This window comes from Streptomyces sp. NPDC002643 (assembly GCF_053592555.1).
This window is the reverse complement of the sequence record NZ_JBSFVY010000024.1, coordinates 74,192-92,108: the sequence shown is the minus strand read 5'-3', so window position 1 is coordinate 92,108 and position 17,917 is coordinate 74,192. Positions and strand designations below refer to the sequence as shown.

General features: G+C 69.4%; 14 protein-coding genes. 3 read left to right on the top strand and 11 right to left on the bottom strand.

Annotated elements, in window-relative coordinates:
* Positions 1–323: 323 nt before the first annotated feature.
* The 3 genes from ACWD4G_RS31440 to ACWD4G_RS31430 form a co-directional block, all read right to left on the bottom strand.
* Positions 324–929 (bottom strand): hypothetical protein, encoded by a 606-nt coding sequence (locus tag ACWD4G_RS31440; RefSeq protein WP_451299403.1) that lies wholly within the window; start codon positions 927–929, stop codon positions 324–326.
* A 68-nt stretch (positions 930–997) separates the two neighbouring features.
* Entirely contained in the window at positions 998–1,699 is a 702-nt protein-coding gene (locus tag ACWD4G_RS31435) for a ribonuclease HII (protein ID WP_451299401.1), read from the bottom strand.
* Positions 1,700–1,976: 277 nt separating this feature from the next.
* Positions 1,977–2,600 (bottom strand): TetR/AcrR family transcriptional regulator, encoded by a 624-nt coding sequence (locus ACWD4G_RS31430; protein ID WP_451299399.1) that lies wholly within the window; start codon positions 2,598–2,600, stop codon positions 1,977–1,979.
* Between the two features lie 168 nt (positions 2,601–2,768).
* On the opposite strand from ACWD4G_RS31430, the gene ACWD4G_RS31425 reads away from it, so the two are divergent.
* Entirely contained in the window at positions 2,769–4,319 is a 1,551-nt protein-coding gene (locus ACWD4G_RS31425) for an MFS transporter (protein ID WP_451299542.1), read from the top strand.
* Positions 4,320–4,405: 86 nt separating this feature from the next.
* On the opposite strand, the gene ACWD4G_RS31420 is transcribed toward ACWD4G_RS31425, so the two are convergent.
* The 4 genes from ACWD4G_RS31420 to ACWD4G_RS31405 form a co-directional block, all read right to left on the bottom strand.
* Positions 4,406–5,890 carry a DUF4153 domain-containing protein gene (locus tag ACWD4G_RS31420; protein WP_451299540.1) on the bottom strand — a complete coding sequence of 495 codons (1,485 nt, stop codon included), beginning with the start codon at positions 5,888–5,890 and terminating at the stop codon, positions 4,406–4,408.
* Between the two features lie 562 nt (positions 5,891–6,452).
* Positions 6,453–7,355, bottom strand: a complete 903-nt coding sequence (locus tag ACWD4G_RS31415) for an ADP-ribosylglycohydrolase family protein (RefSeq protein WP_451299397.1) — start codon at positions 7,353–7,355, stop codon at positions 6,453–6,455.
* A 12-nt stretch (positions 7,356–7,367) separates the two neighbouring features.
* Complete coding sequence (locus tag ACWD4G_RS31410) at positions 7,368–8,027, bottom strand: histidine phosphatase family protein (protein WP_451299395.1); 660 nt, start codon at positions 8,025–8,027, stop codon at positions 7,368–7,370.
* A gap of 280 nt (positions 8,028–8,307) precedes the next feature.
* Positions 8,308–8,913 (bottom strand): YdbC family protein, encoded by a 606-nt coding sequence (locus ACWD4G_RS31405; protein WP_451299393.1) that lies wholly within the window; start codon positions 8,911–8,913, stop codon positions 8,308–8,310.
* A gap of 128 nt (positions 8,914–9,041) precedes the next feature.
* Here ACWD4G_RS31405 and ACWD4G_RS31400 point away from each other — a divergent pair, with 128 nt between their 5' ends.
* Positions 9,042–9,602: a TerD family protein gene (locus ACWD4G_RS31400; RefSeq protein WP_451299538.1), complete on the top strand. Its 561-nt coding sequence runs from the start codon at positions 9,042–9,044 to the stop codon at positions 9,600–9,602.
* A gap of 85 nt (positions 9,603–9,687) precedes the next feature.
* Here the strand turns inward: ACWD4G_RS31400 and ACWD4G_RS31395 are convergent, their stop codons facing one another.
* Entirely contained in the window at positions 9,688–12,588 is a 2,901-nt protein-coding gene (locus ACWD4G_RS31395; protein WP_451299391.1) for a vitamin B12-dependent ribonucleotide reductase, read from the bottom strand.
* A 159-nt stretch (positions 12,589–12,747) separates the two neighbouring features.
* Positions 12,748–13,311, bottom strand: a complete 564-nt coding sequence (gene nrdR / locus ACWD4G_RS31390; RefSeq protein WP_451299389.1) for a transcriptional regulator NrdR — start codon at positions 13,309–13,311, stop codon at positions 12,748–12,750.
* A 552-nt stretch (positions 13,312–13,863) separates the two neighbouring features.
* On the opposite strand from nrdR, the gene lexA reads away from it, so the two are divergent.
* Positions 13,864–14,640, top strand: a complete 777-nt coding sequence (gene lexA / locus ACWD4G_RS31385; RefSeq protein WP_451299387.1) for a transcriptional repressor LexA — start codon at positions 13,864–13,866, stop codon at positions 14,638–14,640.
* 183 nt (positions 14,641–14,823) lie between these two features.
* On the opposite strand, the gene ACWD4G_RS31380 is transcribed toward lexA, so the two are convergent.
* A complete protein-coding gene (locus ACWD4G_RS31380) occupies positions 14,824–16,800 on the bottom strand; it encodes an ATP-dependent DNA helicase (protein WP_451299385.1) in 1,977 nt (658 codons plus the stop codon).
* A 289-nt stretch (positions 16,801–17,089) separates the two neighbouring features.
* Positions 17,090–17,827: a GNAT family N-acetyltransferase gene (locus ACWD4G_RS31375; protein WP_451299383.1), complete on the bottom strand. Its 738-nt coding sequence runs from the start codon at positions 17,825–17,827 to the stop codon at positions 17,090–17,092.
* Positions 17,828–17,917 lie beyond the last annotated feature (90 nt).

Genomic DNA, 17,917 nt, shown 5'->3' with positions numbered 1-17,917 from the left:
TCAAGCCGACAGCCACGGGCTCACGGGCCCACGGGCACTTCACCGCCGGGCCCGTGCCGCGGCTCCGGCGGCTCCCCGGGCGCCTGCCACGTCCTAAGCACAACAGGGGGTGCGCACCCGGCACCCGGCACCCGGCACCCGGCGAGAATTCCGCTCGCGCCCCAGCGCGCGCCCCATACAACGGGCGCCCTATGGACGCCGAAACACCCCGCAGGCGCGCCGAAGCGCCCCGTGGCGGGGTGTGGCCGTAGTGGCGCTGCGTTGTCCGGGCGCCGTGCGGCCGCCCGGTGAGCCCGGACGGGCCGACCGGGGTCCGCAGGCGCTCAGACGCCGGCGCCCAGCACCGAGTTGATCGTCTTCGGGTCACCGCAGACGATCAGCAGGGCACCGGCCCGGCCGAGAGCCTGCGGCAGCGTCTGAGCGGTGACGGCGTCGCTTCCACCGTTGACGGCGACCACCACGACGGGACGCGGCGCGGCCCGACCGACGGCGCCGGCATTGGCGTAGAAGACGTCGTCGCCCGCGTCGTGCTGCGCCCAGTAGGAGGTCTCTCCGAAGGACAGCTCGTGGGCGGCCCACGGATGCGACTCACCGGTGGTGATCACCAGCACGTCACCGGGGGCGCGACCCGAATCGAGCAGCAGGTCGACGGCTTCTTCCGCGGCATCCAGCGCGCCCTCGGTCGAGGCCGGGATCAGCTGGACCTGCGGAGTGGCGGCAGGTGCCGACGGCCCGGGCTTGGCCGCCGGCTGCGGCGCGCGCTGGGCCGGCACCGGCCGGGCGGGACCCGGGCGACCGGGACGCGGCGGGGCCGCGGGGCGGGGACCGGGTACGGGACGAGGGGTCGGCGCGACGCGGCCACTGGCCGGAGTTGCGCGCGGGCCCTGGGCACTCTCGTGAATCTGAGGCTCCTCGGGAATGAGAGGCATGAGCTGATGTTTATCAAACGCCGCTACGACTCGCGTCAGCGGGTGGCACATGAGTGCGAACGAATCCGTCAGAAATCGAAGCCGAGCTGGCCCTCGATCTCCGGAACGCTTTCGTCCGCCCAGGTGCGGGCCTTCTTGAGGTGCCGCCACTGGGGCAGCGCATCAAGATACGCCCACGACAACCGGTGGTACGGGGTGGGGCCCCGCTCCGCCAGCGCGGCCTTGTGCACGGGTGACGGGTACCCGGCGTTGGCCTCGAAGGCGAAGTCTGCATGGTCGATACCCAGTTCGGCCATCATTTTGTCGCGCTGAACCTTGGCGATCACCGAGGCCGCCGCGACGGCGATGCACGTCTGGTCGCCCTTGATGACCGTACGGACTCGCCAGGGTGCCCCGAGGTAGTCGTGCTTGCCGTCGAGGATGACCGCGTCGGGCCGTATCGGAAGGGTTTCCAGCGCCCGTACGGCGGCGAGTCGCAGCGCGGCCGTCATCCCCAGGTCGTCGATCTCCTCCGGAGACGCGTGACCGAGAGCGAACGACGTCACCCACTTCAGCAGTTCCTCGGCGAGCGCCTCGCGGCGCTTGACCGTGAGGAGCTTGGAGTCGGTGAGGCCCTCGGGCGGGCGGCGCAGTCCGGTGATCGCCGCGCAGACGGTGACGGGGCCGGCCCACGCGCCGCGCCCCACCTCGTCGACACCGGCAATGACCTTCGCTCCGGTCGTGGCTCGCAGGGAGCGCTCGACGGTGTGAGTAGGCGGTTCGTACGGCATGGCGCCCTTAGCCTACGCCGCCGAGGAGCCCGTGCGACACCCAGGTTCCCGGGGGCGGCGTCAATGCGCCCACGGACCCGCCGCCGCACCCGCCCCGGCACCGCCCGAGACATACCGCGCACCCGCCGGGGTCCGCCCCGGGCCCACCTCAAGCCCGTTCCCAGCCCTCTCATCCCGTCATCCCAACCGCCTCGCCCCAGCCCCCCGTCTCGGCCCGTCGCCCCAGCCCCTCGTCTCGACCTTCGGACCCAGCCCTTCGACTCGCCCCTGCACGCCGTCAGGCCACCCGCGCGCGCAGCAGCGGCACCATCAACTGGTCGATCATCTCGTTGATCTCCTGCTCACCCCATTCGCTTCCGCACATCTTCGAGCGGTACATCATCATGGCCGGAATGGCGTCCAGGACATACCCGTTGACCGCGTCCCGGCGCACCTCGCCCCGCCGGATTCCTCGCTCCACGACTTGCCTCAGCAGCCCCACCATCGGCTCCACGACACCCTCGGTGATCACGTCTTGGAAGCGCTCGGCCTGGACGTTGTCGCATTCGTGAATCACCGAGCGCAGCGCGAATCCGGGTCGCGAGTACATGGCCTCGCGCGCGCGGCGGCACAGTTCCACGAGGTCCTCGCGCACGCTCCCCAGATCAGGGGCTTCGTCGAAGCGCGGGAGTCCGGCCCGGAGAGCGTCGGCGACGAGGTCCTCCTTGGACGGCCAACGGCGATAGACGGCCGCCTTCCCGGTCTGGGCACCGGCGGCGACGCCCTCCATGGTGAGGCCGTTCCAGCCGACCGTACCGAGCAGTTCCAGCGCGGCGTCGAGGATCGCGCGTTCCAGCACGGCGCCGCGTCGGCGCGGGGAGGCCGTCCGATCGGGAGCGGCCGTCCAGCCCGAAGTGACCATCTGTGTTTCTCCGTTGAGCCTGGGGGCGGGGATGCGAGAAGGGCGAGCGGATGGACTCGCGGCGCCACGGCGGCTTCGGTGAACGGTTGCGTTCACCGAGGGGGACTCACTACCGTTGACGCGACAGTGAACGCGAGCGTTCACTAAGGCAGTTGTGGGGGACCCATGGTGACAACCTCTCCGTTGACGCAGGATCAGAAGCCGGGAACCTCCCGCCGGGAGGGGCGTCCCGGACTGGCGCTCACGGTCATCGCGGCCTGCCAACTCATGGTGGTACTCGATGCGACGATTGTGAACATCGCTCTTCCGCACATTCAAGACGCGCTCAAGTTCAGCACCACCGACCTGACATGGGTGGTCAGCGCCTACACCCTGACCTTCGGCGGGCTGCTGCTCCTCGGCGGCAGGGCCGGTGACATCCTCGGTCGCCGTCGGGTGTTCATGACCGGAATTCTGCTCTTCACGCTCGCCTCGCTGCTGGGCGGTCTCGCCCAGGAGCCCTGGCAACTGCTGGTGGCGCGCGCCCTCCAGGGCGCCGGTGGCGCGATCGCGTCGCCCACCTCGCTGGCCCTGATCACGACGACGTTCGCCGAAGGGCCCGAGCGGAACCGGGCGCTCGGGGTCTTCGCCGCCGTCTCCGCCGGTGGAGGCGCGATCGGTCTGCTCGCGGGCGGCATGCTCACCGAGTGGCTCGACTGGCGGTGGGTCCTCTTCGTCAACGTGCCCATCGGCGTCCTGATCGCCGTACTCACACCGATGTTCATCGACGAGTCGGAGCGGCACCCGGGGCGGTTCGACTTCGCGGGTGCATTCACGTCGACGGCCGGTATGGCGTCGCTGGTCTACGGGTTCATCCGCGCGGCGGCGGAGGGCTGGCGGGACGGTCTGGCTGTCGGCTCCTTCGGGGCGGCGGCGGTCCTGCTGCTGGCGTTCGGGTTCATCGAGAGCCGGGCCAAGGAGCCGATCACCCCACTGCGGATGTTCACCGACCGCAATCGTTCGGGCACATACGTGATCATGCTGAGCCTGGCTGCGGCGATGTTCGGCATGTTCTTCTTCATCGTGCTGTTCGTGCAGAACGTGCTGCGGTACTCGCCGATCGAGGCCGGTCTGGCCTTCCTGCCGATCACCGCCGCGATCATCACGGGTGCGGGCCTGTCGCAGCGTTTCCTTCCGGTGCTCGGCCCCAAGCCGTTCATGGTGGCAGGCTCGACGATCGTCGTGCTCGGTCTCGGCTGGCAGACCCTCCTCAGCCCCGACAGTTCCTATCCGGGCGGGGTACTGGGCCCGATGCTGCTGTTCGGCTTCGGCATGGGGCTGAACTTCGTGACGCTCACCCTGACCGCGGTCTCCGGGGTCGCCCCGCACGAGGCGGGCGCGGCGTCCGGCCTGCTCAACACCACCCAGCAGATAGGTGGCGCGCTGGGGCTGTCGATCCTCACCACGGTCTTCGGGACGGCCGGCCGCGAGGAGGCGGAGCGGCAGGTACGGCTTTTCATGGTGAACGGCACGGCCGAACAGAAGGCCGAGTTCGCCAGGACCCAGCAACTGCCCGCGCCCTGGAGTCACGAGGTGCTCGCCCAGGGCATCTCGACGGCGTTCGTCCCGGCGGTGGTGATGGCCGTGCTCGCCCTGGCCACAGCCGCGTTGGTGATCCGGGTCCGCAAGAGCGACCTGGACGCCTTGGCCGGCACCACGGGCCCCAGCGCCGGAGCCTGACCGGGCCAGGGCACCCGGCACCCGGCACCCGGCACCCGGCACCCGATTGAGCACGACCACGATCGGCACACCGCAAAGTGCAGCCCTCAGCGGTACAACGTCTCCGTCCCCACCTCATAGCACTCCACAGAGTCCACGCCCTCCGACACCGGCCGCTCGTCGAGGATGCGCCGTGCCTCGGCGTCACCCCAACTGGTCGCGTACCAGGGAAGATTCACCTCGTCCATGTCGTCCTTGATCTCCCGCAGCACACACGACCGCAGGGGCTCCTCAAGCCGGTCCAGGGCGGGTACGGCGTCGGCGGACAGACCCTGGGCGTACTCGACGTCGAAACGGCCCGTCTCCTCGTACCGCTGCACATTGCGCTCGGCGATCAGCCCGTCCGGCGACACGAGCCCGAACGCGAGCACTCCGACAGCGGCACTGGCGGCTACGGCGCGCGGCAGCCAGCGGGCGCCCCACACCCCGGCGGCCATGATGAGCACGATGACCAGGCCGAGCCAGAGCTCCACGGCCAGCACCGAGATCCTCAGTCGCGTCAGTCCATAGGCCTCCACATACATGTCCATACGTCGCACAGCGGATGCCACGACAACGAGCGCCAGCGCGCACAGAGTTCCGAGGACGGCACGCACGAGCGTCCTGTCACTCGATCGGGTACGCGGCGCCCAGCGCAGGGCCACGACAATGACCACCAGGGTGAGCAGCGTGGCCATGAGCAGCTGCCAGAAGCCCTGGCGCGCGTACTCGGCGTACGTCTGTCCGGTCTTCTTCAGCACGGCGTCGTAGCCGCCGAAGAGAACGGCGAGTTGAATGGCGTTGAAGACGGCGAAGAGCACGACGAGCCCGACCAGTGGCAGCATCCACTCGACGCGGCCAGGGGCCCGCCCCTCGGGCACCCGAATCCGGTCCCAGTGAGCCGGCGCGGCAGCCGTTCGGGCCGCCGCCAACGTCCCGAACAGACCCACCATGAGCAGCAGGACCCGCCAGGGCCCGTCGGCCACCGAGACATCCGGCACCAGCGCACCGAGCAGATCCGCGAAGGCCGCGTCCGCCCCGGCGAACAGTGCCCCGAAGACGAACAGCAGCACGGCTGCCACACCCAGCGCCCGCAGCAGCGGTGCCAGGCGCCCCCGGTCGCCGCCCATGCGTTCGCGCAGCCCCTGCCAGGCCCAGGCCGGGCCGGTGACCACCGAGGTGAACACGCCGATCGGACCGAGCAGGACGGCGGGCCAGCTGCGGCCCCCGTGCAGCGCGAGCGAGCCCGCGGCGAGCGCGGCGACGACCGCGAGGAACGAGGGCCACTCGGCCGCCCGCAGCACGGGCACGAGCAGCAGGGCGAGCCCGCCGACGCCCCAGACGTACGCCCACGCGCGCGGGCGACGCCCCGCCCGTTCCCCGGCGAAGTACACGGCCAGGGTGGCGGGTACGGCGACGATCAGCAGATTGACCGCGATCCCCTCGCCAAGCAGCAGCATGCTGAGCAAACCTGTGGCCAGCGCTGCCCACAGGGTCGCGGCGCGGATCGGAGCGGGTTCTTTGAGCCCCAGGTCGACGCCTTGAGGCGGCACGGGTGGCGGACCGCCCGGTTTGGACTCGGCCGCACCCGCCCGAGGCTCCGGTACGGCACCCGTGGACGCACCCTCGCCCGTGGACGCGCGCTTAGCCGTAAGCGCGCCCTTGCCCGCAGGCGCACTCGCGCCCGAGCGGCGCTCCCCGGCCGCGGCACGCGCCCTGAGTTGCGACTCCGCGTCGCCGGTTCCGGGCGTGGACGGTGTTGACGATGTTTCGGACACAGGGCCCCTCCCCCGACCGGCCCTCGGCGACCACCGTACGCAGCATGCGACTGCGCCGGAGGGCCTGTGGCCGGTGCCATGTCGCCGCTCCTTGTCATGATCACCAAGCGGCGTGGCGGACAGGCTATGCCGGGAAAGAGCATTCGACCTCGGCCCAGAGCGCACTGTGGCACTCCTGTGACAGTTGGGACGGTTGCGACGGGCGAAGCCTGGGAACCGTCCGCGCCTGGCGTCGGCGCCGGACGCCTCAGAGGACCGGTACTGCCCACACCGCACCAGGCGGCCACCGCCCCCGCCCCCGCCCTTGCCCTTGCCCTTGCCCTTGCCCTTGCCGGGCCTACCCCACCGGCGCCCAGTCCGGCAGCGCCTCGGTCTGTTCGACCCATGACCCGGGCGGCGCCCCGGCCTGTGCGGAGGCGATCACTCCCCCGACGATCGCGCAGGTCGTGTCGACATCGCCGCCCACTTGGGCAGTCGTCCAGAAGGCCCGTTCGTAGTCACCGAGGGCGCGGGCGGCGGACCAGAGCGCGAACGGCACGGTGTCGTGCGCCGTCGTACGCCGTCCGCAGCCCAGCACGGCGGCCACGGTGTCGGCGTCGTCGTAGTCGAGCATGTCCCGAGCGCGCCGGAGTCCCGCGCCGACTGCGCTCTTCGGGACGAGCGCGATGACGCCGTCCAGCAGGGCGTCGGCGCTCGGCGTCCCCCAAGGATCAGCGGCGAGGGCGGCGGCCGCCGCGACGGCCATGGCGCCGGCGACCGCCTCGCGGTGCTGGTGTGTGGGGTACGCGGAGATCTCCGCCTGGTGCGTCGCCTGCTCGGGGTCGTCGGCGTACCAGGCGCCGAGCGGGGCGATCCGCATGGCCGCCCCGTTGCCCCACGATCCCTGGCCCTTGAAGAGCGCGGAGGCCAGTTCGCGCCAGTCACCGCCCTCGCGGACCAGGCGCAGCAGCCGGTTGACGGCGGGTCCGTAGCCGCGGTCGAAGTCGTGGTGGACGGCGAAGGAGTGGGCGAGGGCGTCCTGGTCGATCCGGTGGTGGGCCGCGAGGACGGCCACGACGGAGCAGGCCATCTCGGTGTCGTCGGTCCACTGCCAGGGGCCGGGCGGGGTCTCGCGGCGATTCAACAGCGGGTAGTTCGCAGGTACGAAGTACTGCGAGCCCAGCGCGTCCCCGACGGCGAGGCCGCGCAGGCTGGCCAGGGCACGCGCCAGGCGGCCTTCGGAAGAGGAGTCAGCGGTCATCGCCCCGCCACTCTAACCGGTGGGTCCATACGATTCCGGGTCCCGCCAGCGGTCGAACGGCCTGTCGAGCGCATAGCGGCCGTCGTCTCCCAGAACGAGCATCCGCATCTCCGCGTTCCCGGGGTTGGAGAGCGACTCGAACTCCGCGACGGTCCAGTGGAACCACCGCATGCAGAACAGCCGCATGGCGAGCCCATGGGTGACGAGCAGGACGTTCGGCGGATGGCCGGGGTCCTCGAAGCTGCGGAAGAGGCTCTCCAGGAAGCCGCCGACCCGGTCGTAGACGTCGGCGCCGGACTCCCCCTGTACGAAGCGGTAGAAGAAGTGCCCGTAGGCGTCCCGGTACGCCTTCTGGAGTCGTACGTCGTCGGGGTCCTGCCAGTTGCCCCAGTCCTGCTCCCGCAGTCGGGGCTCCTCGCGTACGCGTACCAGTTCGGGGTCCAGGTGGAACGCCTGGAAGGTCTCGTGCGTGCGGCGGTACGGGGAGACATAGACGCTCACGCGCTCGCGGTCGAAGATCTCGCGCAGGCGTTTGCCGGTCTCCTCGGCCTGCTCCCAGCCCCGCTCGGTGAGCGCGAGGGCGTGGTCGGGTTCGCGTTCGTAGACGGTGTCATCAACATTGCCCGTTGACTCCCCGTGTCGGACAAGGACGATGCGCCGTGGTCGTGCCATGCCAAAACCCTAAACGGGGCGGCGGCCGATCGAGCACTCGTCCGGGTCGCATACGGCGTAGGTCACACACGTCCTGCACATCAGAGAACCTGGCCGGAGAAGGCACGGGAGGCGGGTTTGGTTTCCGAACCCACTCTTGACCGCGCCGTCCAGATCCCCAACCGAGTGGGTTCGACTTTCAAACCGAGCTTGAAACCGGCCCCAACCGACCCAGCCCACCTCATGCACCCTCGACCGACCTCCGCCGACCCTCAACCGGCTCCCCCAACCTCAACCGGCCTCAGACCGTCCAGCTGGGCTCCAATTCCACGATGTCACCCGCGAGGGCAGCGACATCCGCCTCGATCTGGGCCCGCAGGGCAAGGCGCTCGATGCGTTCGACGCGGTACTTGCCGTGCTCCGCGGCCGACTTCCACATCGAGAGGATCACGAACTCATGACCCGGCGCCTCCCCGAACAAGCCACGGACCATGCCGGGTGATCCGGCCATCGCGGGGTTCCAGACCTTCTCCTGCATCAGCGCGAAGTGCTCGGCCCGCTCCTCGTGGACACGACAATGCGCTACTCGCACCAGATCGGCGTCCGTGAAGCGTGGCTCGAAGCCGGTCTTCACATCGAATCGGTAGTCGAAGAGCTTGACCTGCGAGTCCTTGAACGTGCCGGACTGAGAGGAAGCCAGCCGGTCGTGGGAACGGGCCATGAAGGAGTCGTAGAAAGCACGGCTCTCCCAGAAGGAGAAGATGTGCGCCACCCCGGGTCGTGCACGGCTCCAGCCCCCACCCTGCCCACGGAATCCCGGCTCCCCCAGAAGCCCCGCCCATTTCCGCTGCCCCCGCTCGAAACCGCGGCGGTCGACCACGGTGCAGCGAATCCACTTGACCAGCACCGCGCCATGGTAAGGCCAGGGAGCGTGGCGCCGGTCACGCTCCGACCGGTTGCATCGGGGCGAACGCCCCGGCGCGCGTGGGAGGATGGGCAACTGGCCAGGGCCATTGAGCAGTTCGGCCCACTCGCATCCAAGAGACGGGGAGGAGAGTTCTGTTGAACGGCCTCAACAAGGGCATCCGCAAGGTCGAGGTCTCGCTGAAGTGGGACCCGAGCCCCACCGGGCAGCCGCCCACGGATCTCGACCTCATCGCGGCGACCTACCTGGCGGCCGATCCGAGCGGAAGTCCCGCCTATGTGGTGCACTTCGACAGCCGCTCGCCCGACGGCACCATCAACCTCAACCGTGACAGCAAGACCGGCCAGGGCTTCGGCTGGGACGAGGTCATGGTGCTGGAGCTGAACCGTCTCGACCGCCGCTACAGCCGGGTCGTCGTCGGTGTCGCCATACAGCAACGCAACGGGGAGAAGACCTTCGTCAACGTCACCAAGCCCGCCCTGCGCATCCGCGAGGACTACACCGTCCTGGCGGAGGACGACTTCGGCGCGGTCCTCGGGTCGACGGCCGCCACCGTCGCCGAGTTCGTACGGGACGACGCCGGCGAGTGGACGTTCCACCCCGGCCTGCACGGCTACGACGAGGAACCGGCCGCCTTCGCCCAGATCATGGGCGCCCCGCGCGAATCCTGACCCGTACGCCCCATGGCACGCCGAAGGGCGGCACGGCCTAAACCGTGCCGCCCTCGGTGTTCCAAGGCCTCAATGCCTCAAGGCGTCAGCTGCAACCGCTGGTCGAGCCGCAGCCCTCGCAGATGTAGCAGGAACCGGCGCGCTGCATCTTCGTACCGCAGGAGAAGCAGAGCGGGGCGTCGGCCTGGATGCCCAGCTGCATCTCCACCAGTTCGGCGCTGGTGTGGGCCTGCTTCGGAGCGGCCTTGACCGCGCCGTCCTCGGTCTTCGGGGTGGAGACGGCCTTCAGACCGGACTGCCGCGGCGCCGACTGGGCAAGCTCCTCCACGTCCACCTCCACGTCATCGAGGATCGGCTCGTACGAACCGGTCTCCAGGTGACGCTGACGCTCCTCGGCGGAGTGGATGCCCAGCGCGGAGCGGGTCTCGAAGGGCAGGAAGTCGAGCGCCAGACGGCGGAAGATGTAGTCGACGATCGACGCCGCCATCCGCACATCCGGGTCGTCCGTCATACCGGCCGGCTCGAAGCGCATGTTGGTGAACTTCGAGACGTACGTCTCCAGCGGCACGCCGTACTGCAGACCCACCGAGACGGCGATCGAGAAGGCGTCCATCATGCCCGCGAGGGTCGAGCCCTGCTTGGACATCTTCAGGAAGACCTCGCCCAGGCCGTCGTCCGGGTAGGAGTTAGCGATCATGTAGCCCTCGGCGCCACCGACGGTGAAGGACGTGGTGATGCCGGGACGACCCTTCGGGAGGCGCTTGCGGACCGGGCGGTACTCGACGACCTTCTCGACCGCGGTCCGGATCGTCTCCTCGGCCTTCTCGGTGATCTCGGCCTTCTCCGACTCCTTGGTCTTGGCGGAGAGCGGCTGGCCGACCTTGCAGTTGTCGCGGTAGATCGCGAGCGCCTTGACGCCCAGCTTCCAGGCCTCGAAGTAGATCTCCTCGACCTCCTCGACGGTCGCCGTCTCCGGCATGTTGACCGTCTTGGAGATGGCGCCGGAGATCCACGGCTGGATCGCGGCCATCATGCGGACGTGGCCCATCGGGGAGATGGCGCGCTCGCCCATGGCGCAGTCGAAGACCTCGTAGTGCTCCTGCTTGAGGCTCGGGGCGTCGATCACATTGCCGTTGTCGGCGATGTGGGCGACGATCGCCTCGATCTGCTCCTCCTGGTAGCCCAGGCGGCGCAGGGCCTGCGGGACCGTGCCGTTGACGATCTGCATCGAGCCGCCGCCGACCAGCTTCTTGAACTTGACCAGCGCCAGGTCCGGCTCGACACCCGTGGTGTCGCAGGACATCGCGAGACCGATGGTGCCGGTCGGGGCCAGCACGGACGCCTGCGAGTTGCGGAAGCCGTTCCTCTCACCGAGGCGGAGCACGTCCTGCCAGGCCTCCGTGGCCGCGGCCCACACCGGGGTATCCAGGTCGTCCATGCGCACGGCGGTGCCATTGGCGTCGGAGTGCTGCTTCATGACGCGGTTGTGGGCGTCGGCGTTGCGGGCGTAGCCGTCGTACGGGCCGACGACCGCGGCCAGTTCGGCGGAGCGGCGGTAGGCGGTGCCCGTCATCAGGGAGGTGATGGCGCCGGCGAGGGCGCGACCGCCATTGGAGTCGTACGCGTGGCCGGTCGCCATCAGCAGGGCGCCGAGGTTGGCGTAGCCGATGCCGAGCTGGCGGAACGCGCGAGTGTTCTCGCCGATCTTCTGGGTCGGGAAGTCCGCGAAGCAGATGGAGATGTCCATCGCGGTGATGACCAGCTCGACGACCTTCTGGAAGCGCTCGACATCGAACGACTGGCTGCCCTTGCCGTCGTCGTTCAGGAACTTCATCAGGTTCAGCGAGGCCAGGTTGCAGGACGTGTTGTCCAGGTGCATGTACTCGCTGCACGGGTTCGACGCGGTGATCCGGCCGGACTCCGGGCAGGTGTGCCAGCGGTTGATCACACCGTCGTACTGGATGCCCGGGTCGGCGCAGGCCCACGCGGCCTCCGCCATCTTGCGGAACAGCTTCTTCGCGTCGACCTTCTCGATGACCTCGCCGGTCATACGGGCGCGCAGGCCGAACTCGGTGCCGTTCTCGACGGCCGTCATGAACTCGTCGTTCACACGGACGGAGTTGTTCGCGTTCTGGTACTGGACGGACGTGATGTCGTCGCCGCCCAGGTCCATGTCGAAGCCCGCGTCACGCAGCGCGCGGATCTTCTCCTCTTCCTTGACCTTGGTCTCGATGAAGTCCTCGACGTCCGGGTGGTCCACGTCCAGGACGACCATCTTGGCGGCGCGGCGGGTGGCACCGCCCGACTTGATCGTTCCTGCGGAGGCGTCGGCGCCGCGCATGAAGGAGACCGGACCGGAGGCGTTGCCACCGGAGGAGAGCAGCTCCTTGGACGAGCGGATGCGGGAGAGGTTCAGGCCGGCGCCGGAGCCGCCCTTGAAGATCATGCCCTCTTCCTTGTACCAGTCGAGGATCGACTCCATGGAGTCGTCGACGGCCAGGATGAAGCAGGCGGAGACCTGCTGGGGCTGCGGGGTGCCGACGTTGAACCAGACCGGGCTGTTGAAGCTGAAGATCTGGTGCAGGAGGGCGTACGCCAGTTCGTGCTCGAAGATCTCGGCGTCGGCGGGCGAGGCGAAGTACTTGTGGTCCTCGCCGGCCTGCCGATACGTCTTCACGATGCGGTCGATCAGCTGCTTGAGGCCGGTCTCGCGCTGCGGGGTGCCGACGGCACCGCGAAAGTACTTGCTGGTGACGATGTTGACCGCGTTCACCGACCAGAAGTCGGGGAACTCGACGCCTCGCTGCTCGAAGTTGACCGAACCGTCGCGCCAGTTGGTCATGACGACGTCACGCCGCTCCCACGCCACCTCGTCGTACGGGTGCACGCCGGGAGTGGTGTGGATGCGCTCGATACGCAGGCCCTTGCTCGCCTTGGTGCCCTTGGCGCGGGAACTCCGTGCCGGACCGCTCGCCGTCTCTGTCATGCCGCCTCCCTGTACGGGCGAAAACGCCCTGAAGTGCCACTTTGTTCCCGTGGCACGGTGTTCCTGTCTTGTGCCGCGGCCCGGCAAGCACAGCCGTCCGCGACAGGTCTCGATCGCCGCCGATCGCCCGGTCCAGTCGGTCCGGCGGGCGGCCCGCCGTCAGTCGGCGGCGTGGGCGGGAACGGGGACTTGGGCAGCCCCTCCGGACCCGCGGTCGTTCTCCCGGCGCTCTCCGACCGCGTCTTCGACGTCCTCGTCGTGCGCGTCGGGGCGCTTGTCCTGCGCTTCCCTCAGTTCCGCGATGGCGGCCTCGAAGTCCTCCAGCGAGTCGAACGCCCGGTAGACCGAGGCGAACCGCAAATAGGCGACGAGGTCGAGCTCCTGCAACGGGCCGAGTATGGCCAGCCCCACGTCATGGGTGGTCAGTTCGGCGCTTCCGGTGGCGCGCACCGCTTCCTCGACGCGCTGGCCGAGTTGGGCGAGCGCGTCCTCGGTGACGGGCCGCCCCTGGCATGCCTTGCGCACGCCGTTGATGACCTTGGTGCGACTGAAGGGCTCGGTCACACCGGACCTCTTGATCACCATCAGCGAGCACGTCTCCACCGTCGTGAAACGACGGGAGCAGTCGGGACACTGGCGGCGCCTGCGGATCGACGTGCCGTCGTCCGTCGTACGACTGTCGACGACGCGGCTGTCGGGGTGCCTGCAGAAGGGACAGTGCATAACTCCAACCCTCCTCACAGCACGACTCAATAGCCCCGCAAGGGCTCTTGGGCCCCTCGAAGCAGCCCCAAGCATAGGCGATGATCGTGGGCCCGAAGACCGGGGGGACCACAACTTCTGGGCCACTACAGCAATCCAACCACTAGATGTGGGGCCTGGCTCGTAAATCCGCACACCACGCGCGTGTCGCACACGTATAGATACGCGGCACACACGCACAGGCACCACGGACACCGCACGACGCACGGTCGTACCGTCACGGGGCGGACAGGGATACGGTGGGCGCCACAGAGACGCGGGACCGGTACCCGGTTGACGGAGGACCGGGTGGCAGACTGATCCGCGCGGCGGGAGCGGCCCACAAGGCCCGGACCCCGGCGGTGAAGAGTACAGCAATGATCTCTTTTGTCCGTCCGGCGCAATGCCCGCCATACACCTGGACGCCAGTTCACGTCAGGTAATCTGCGGTTTTTCACTCGAACGTGTGTTTGGCGCAACCTTTCGAAAGCAACTACCGTTGTGCTGCACGGGAGACCATCGAGAGGGGCCGACGTGACCACCACCGCAGACAGTGCCACCATCACTGCCCAGGACCGCTCGCAGGGCCGACTCGAGCCGGTGCACGCTGTGAACGAAGCCGCGAGCCATGAGGGCCCCAAGCGGGCCCTGCCCGGCCGACCTCCAGGCATCAGGGCGGACAGCTCCGGGCTGACCGACCGGCAGCGCCGGGTCATCGAAGTCATCCGGGACTCGGTGCAGCGGCGCGGCTACCCGCCGTCGATGCGCGAGATCGGCCAGGCGGTCGGCCTGTCCAGCACGTCCTCCGTGGCACACCAGCTGATGGCCCTGGAGCGCAAGGGCTTCCTGCGTCGCGACCCGCACCGCCCGCGCGCCTACGAGGTCCGCGGCTCCGACCAGGCGACGGCCCAGCCCACGGACACCGCGGGCAAGCCGGCCGCGTCGTATGTGCCGCTCGTCGGCCGGATCGCCGCCGGTGGCCCGATCCTGGCCGAGGAATCGGTCGAGGACGTGTTCCCGCTGCCGCGGCAGCTCGTCGGCGACGGTGAGCTGTTCGTCCTCAAGGTCGTGGGCGACTCGATGATCGAGGCCGCGATCTGCGACGGCGACTGGGTGACGGTCCGCCGCCAGCCCGTCGCCGAGAACGGCGACATCGTGGCCGCCATGCTGGACGGCGAGGCCACCGTCAAGCGCTTCAAGCGCGAGGACGGCCATGTGTGGCTGCTGCCGCACAACGCCGCCTATGAGCCCATCCCGGGTGACGACGCGACCATCCTCGGCAAGGTGGTGGCCGTACTGCGCCGCGTCTGATCCCCAGCGGCGGGCGGCCTCCCGTGTCCGTCCCCGCCCTTGATCCGGGCCCCGGAATCCCTGCGCCGGTTCCGGGGCCCTGGGCTGTCCCAGGCCGCTATCGGTCCCACGCGCGCGGCAGCGGCGGTCGACCTGTTCTCTCGGACAGGCCGACCGCCGTTCTTCATGCTTCTCGGCGACTTCTCATACGGTTTCGGTCGCCTTCGCCGCCTGGTCGATCGCGGCGAGGGACTTGCGCACCTGATTACGGTCCGTCGTGAACCAGAAGTCGGGGAGTGACGCCTTGAGGTAGCTGCCGTACCGCGCGGTCGCCAGCCGCTGGTCCAGTACGGCGACCACACCGCGATCTCCCTGCGCCCGTACGAGGCGGCCGGCGCCCTGGGCCATCAGCAGGGCCGCGTGAGTGGCCGCGACGGCCATGAAGCCATTGCCGCCCGCTTCCTCGACGGCCTTCTGACGGGCGCTCATCAAGGGGTCGTCCGGGCGCGGGAACGGGATCTTGTCCATGACGACGAGCTGGCAGCTGGGACCGGGCACATCGACGCCCTGCCAGAGCGAGAGCGTGCCGAAGAGACAGGTTCCGGGATCGGCGGCGAACGCCTTGATCAGCTCACCGAGCGTCTCCTCGCCCTGGAGCAGGATCGGGAACTCGGGGATACGCACGCGCAGTTCCTCGGCCGCCTGCTGAGCCGCCCTCATCGACGAGAACAGACCGAGCGTACGGCCGCCCGCCGCCTGGATCAGCTCCGTGAGCTCGTCCAGCATGTCCGCCCGGTCGCCGTCCCGCGCGGGACGCGACAGATGCTTGGCGACGTAGAGGATGCCCTGCCTCGGGTAGTCGAACGGCGAGCCGACGTCAACGCCCTTCCACTTCGGCAGATCGTCCCCCTGGGTGCCCTCGGGGGCCAGGCCCAGTGACGCCCCCACGCCGTTGAAGTCGCCGCCGAGCTTGAGGGTGGCCGAGGTCAGGGTGACCGAGCGGTCCGTGAAGAGCTTCTCCCTGAGGAGGCCCGAAACGTTCATGGGAGCGACCCGCAGGGAGGCGCCGAAGCGGTCATGCCGTTCGTACCAGACGACGTCCCACTCGGAGCCGTTGGTGATCCGCTCCGCCACGTCGTGCACGCTCTCCACGGCCGCCAGGGCCTGCTTGCGTACGGCGTCCTCGTCCTGGACGGACTTGTCGCGGGTGCTGCCGATCGCCGTGATCACCGTGCGGGCGGCGTCGCGCAGCGCCATGAGGGCGTAGGCCAGGTCCTCCGGGATCTCCTCCAAGCGGCCGGGCAGGGCCAGCTCCATGAGCCGCTCGAAGCCCTCGGCGGCGGTCTGGAGCTGGTCGGCGGCCTTCTCGTTCACCAGCCGCGCCGCCCGCTTCACGGCGCGGTTGACCTGCCCCGGGGTGAGCTCGCCGGTCGCCACGCCCGTCACACGCGAGACCAGTTCATGGGCCTCGTCGACGATCAGCACCTCGTGCTGCGGGAGCACCGGGGCGCCCTCGATGGCGTCGATCGCCAGCAGGGCGTGGTTGGTGACCACCACCTCGGCGAGCTTGGCGCGCTCCCGGGCCATCTCGGCGAAGCACTCGGCGCCGTACGCGCACTTGGAGGCGCCGAGGCACTCCCTGGAGGACACGGAGACCTGGGACCAGGCCCGGTCGGACACACCCGGCGTCAGATCGTCCCGGTCGCCCGTCTCGGTCTCCTGCGACCAGTCCCTCAGCCGCAGCAGGTCCTGGCCCAGTTTGCTGCTGGGCGCGGCTGCCTCGAACTGGTCGAAGAGGCCGTCCTCCTCGTCCTGCGGCACGCCCTCGTTCAGTCGGTGCAGGCATGCGTAGTTCGACCGGCCCTTGAGCATCGCGAACTCGGGGCGGCGGCGCAGCAGCGGGTGCAGCGCGTCGACCGTTCTCGGCAGGTCCCGCTCCACGAGCTGTCTCTGCAGTGCCAGGGTCGCCGTGGCCACGACGACTCGTTCTCCCTGGGCGAGCGCGGGGACCAGGTAACCGAGCGACTTTCCGGTGCCTGTGCCTGCCTGGACCAGCAGATGGGAGCCGTCGTCGATCGCCTCCGCGACGGCTTCGGCCATGGTCACCTGGCCGGGGCGCTCCGTGCCGCCGACGGCGGTGACGGCGGCATGCAGGAGTTCGTGGAGTGAGGGCTTCGTCATAGCGCGACCACCCTACGGCTCAGCACTGACAAACGTGTGGCCGAGGCGGAGAGCAGGGGCCTGCGAGGCAGGTGGGGACGGGTCAAGAGCGGGTCTTTTCGACGGGCGGACGGGGTGGGGCCGGGAAGCGGCGGGGGCGCAGGGGCGGGTACGGGGGCGCAGGGGCGGTTGCGGGGGCGGAATCGGTGCATTCGGCCATCGGCCCCGCCCGACCGGGAACCTCACCGCCGCGAGCGGTGTTCCACAAGTGACGACGTCACAGCAGATTCACGGTGAATACACAGCTGATCTACATCAGATCGCGCAGCAGCCGGTCCCGGACCATGAGGGCGGCCCGTTTGTCGGGCAGTTCGACCTCGGCGGAGAACCGGAAGCCGGCGCTCAGGAAGGCGGAGACGGAGGGGAAGTTGCGAAGGTCGGGTTCCGCGATGACGCGGGCACAGGAGGGGCGTTTGTCGAGGACGAGATCGGCGACGCCGCGAAGCAGGGTGGAGCCGAGACCTCTCCCCCGGGCGGCCACGGGACCGATGAGGAGGTGAATCCCGGTGTCGTGGGGTCGGGCGGGGTAGTGGCGGGCGATGGGGTCGAGATCGGCCCGGTAGATCTCCCAGTAGCTCATCGGGGTGCCGTCCAGCAGTCCCAGACAGGGCACGCTGCGGCCGTCACGGTCCAGCTGTGCCCGTAGGTGGTCGGCGGTCAGGGATTCGGGGCCCGCGAGGTTCCAGTACGAGGCCACGGACGAGTCGTTCATCCAGCGGGCGATGAGCGGAAGCTCCCGTTCGACGCGGACGGGGACGAGTTGGAAGGTGCCCGCGGGTGTGGTGATCGGCCCCCAGTCGGCGAGGTGGTCCAGCAGTTCACCGTGGGAAGAGGGCACGGCGGACCCTGCCTCCGTGTGTTCCTCGCCCAGGTCGGTGCCCTCGGCGAGGAGTACGAGGAAGTCGTCCGGTAGGCGCAGTTCCAGCGTGTCCTCGTTGCTGGGGGCCGGGGCGGTGCCGGTGTCGGTGCTCGCGTCGGTGGGAGGCACGGCGATGTTCCTCTCAGAGGGTGCGGTGGGTCATGTTCCTCGGAGCTGAAGGGAGTCGGGGCGGGACGAGTCGGGTCGAGGTGACGGGAG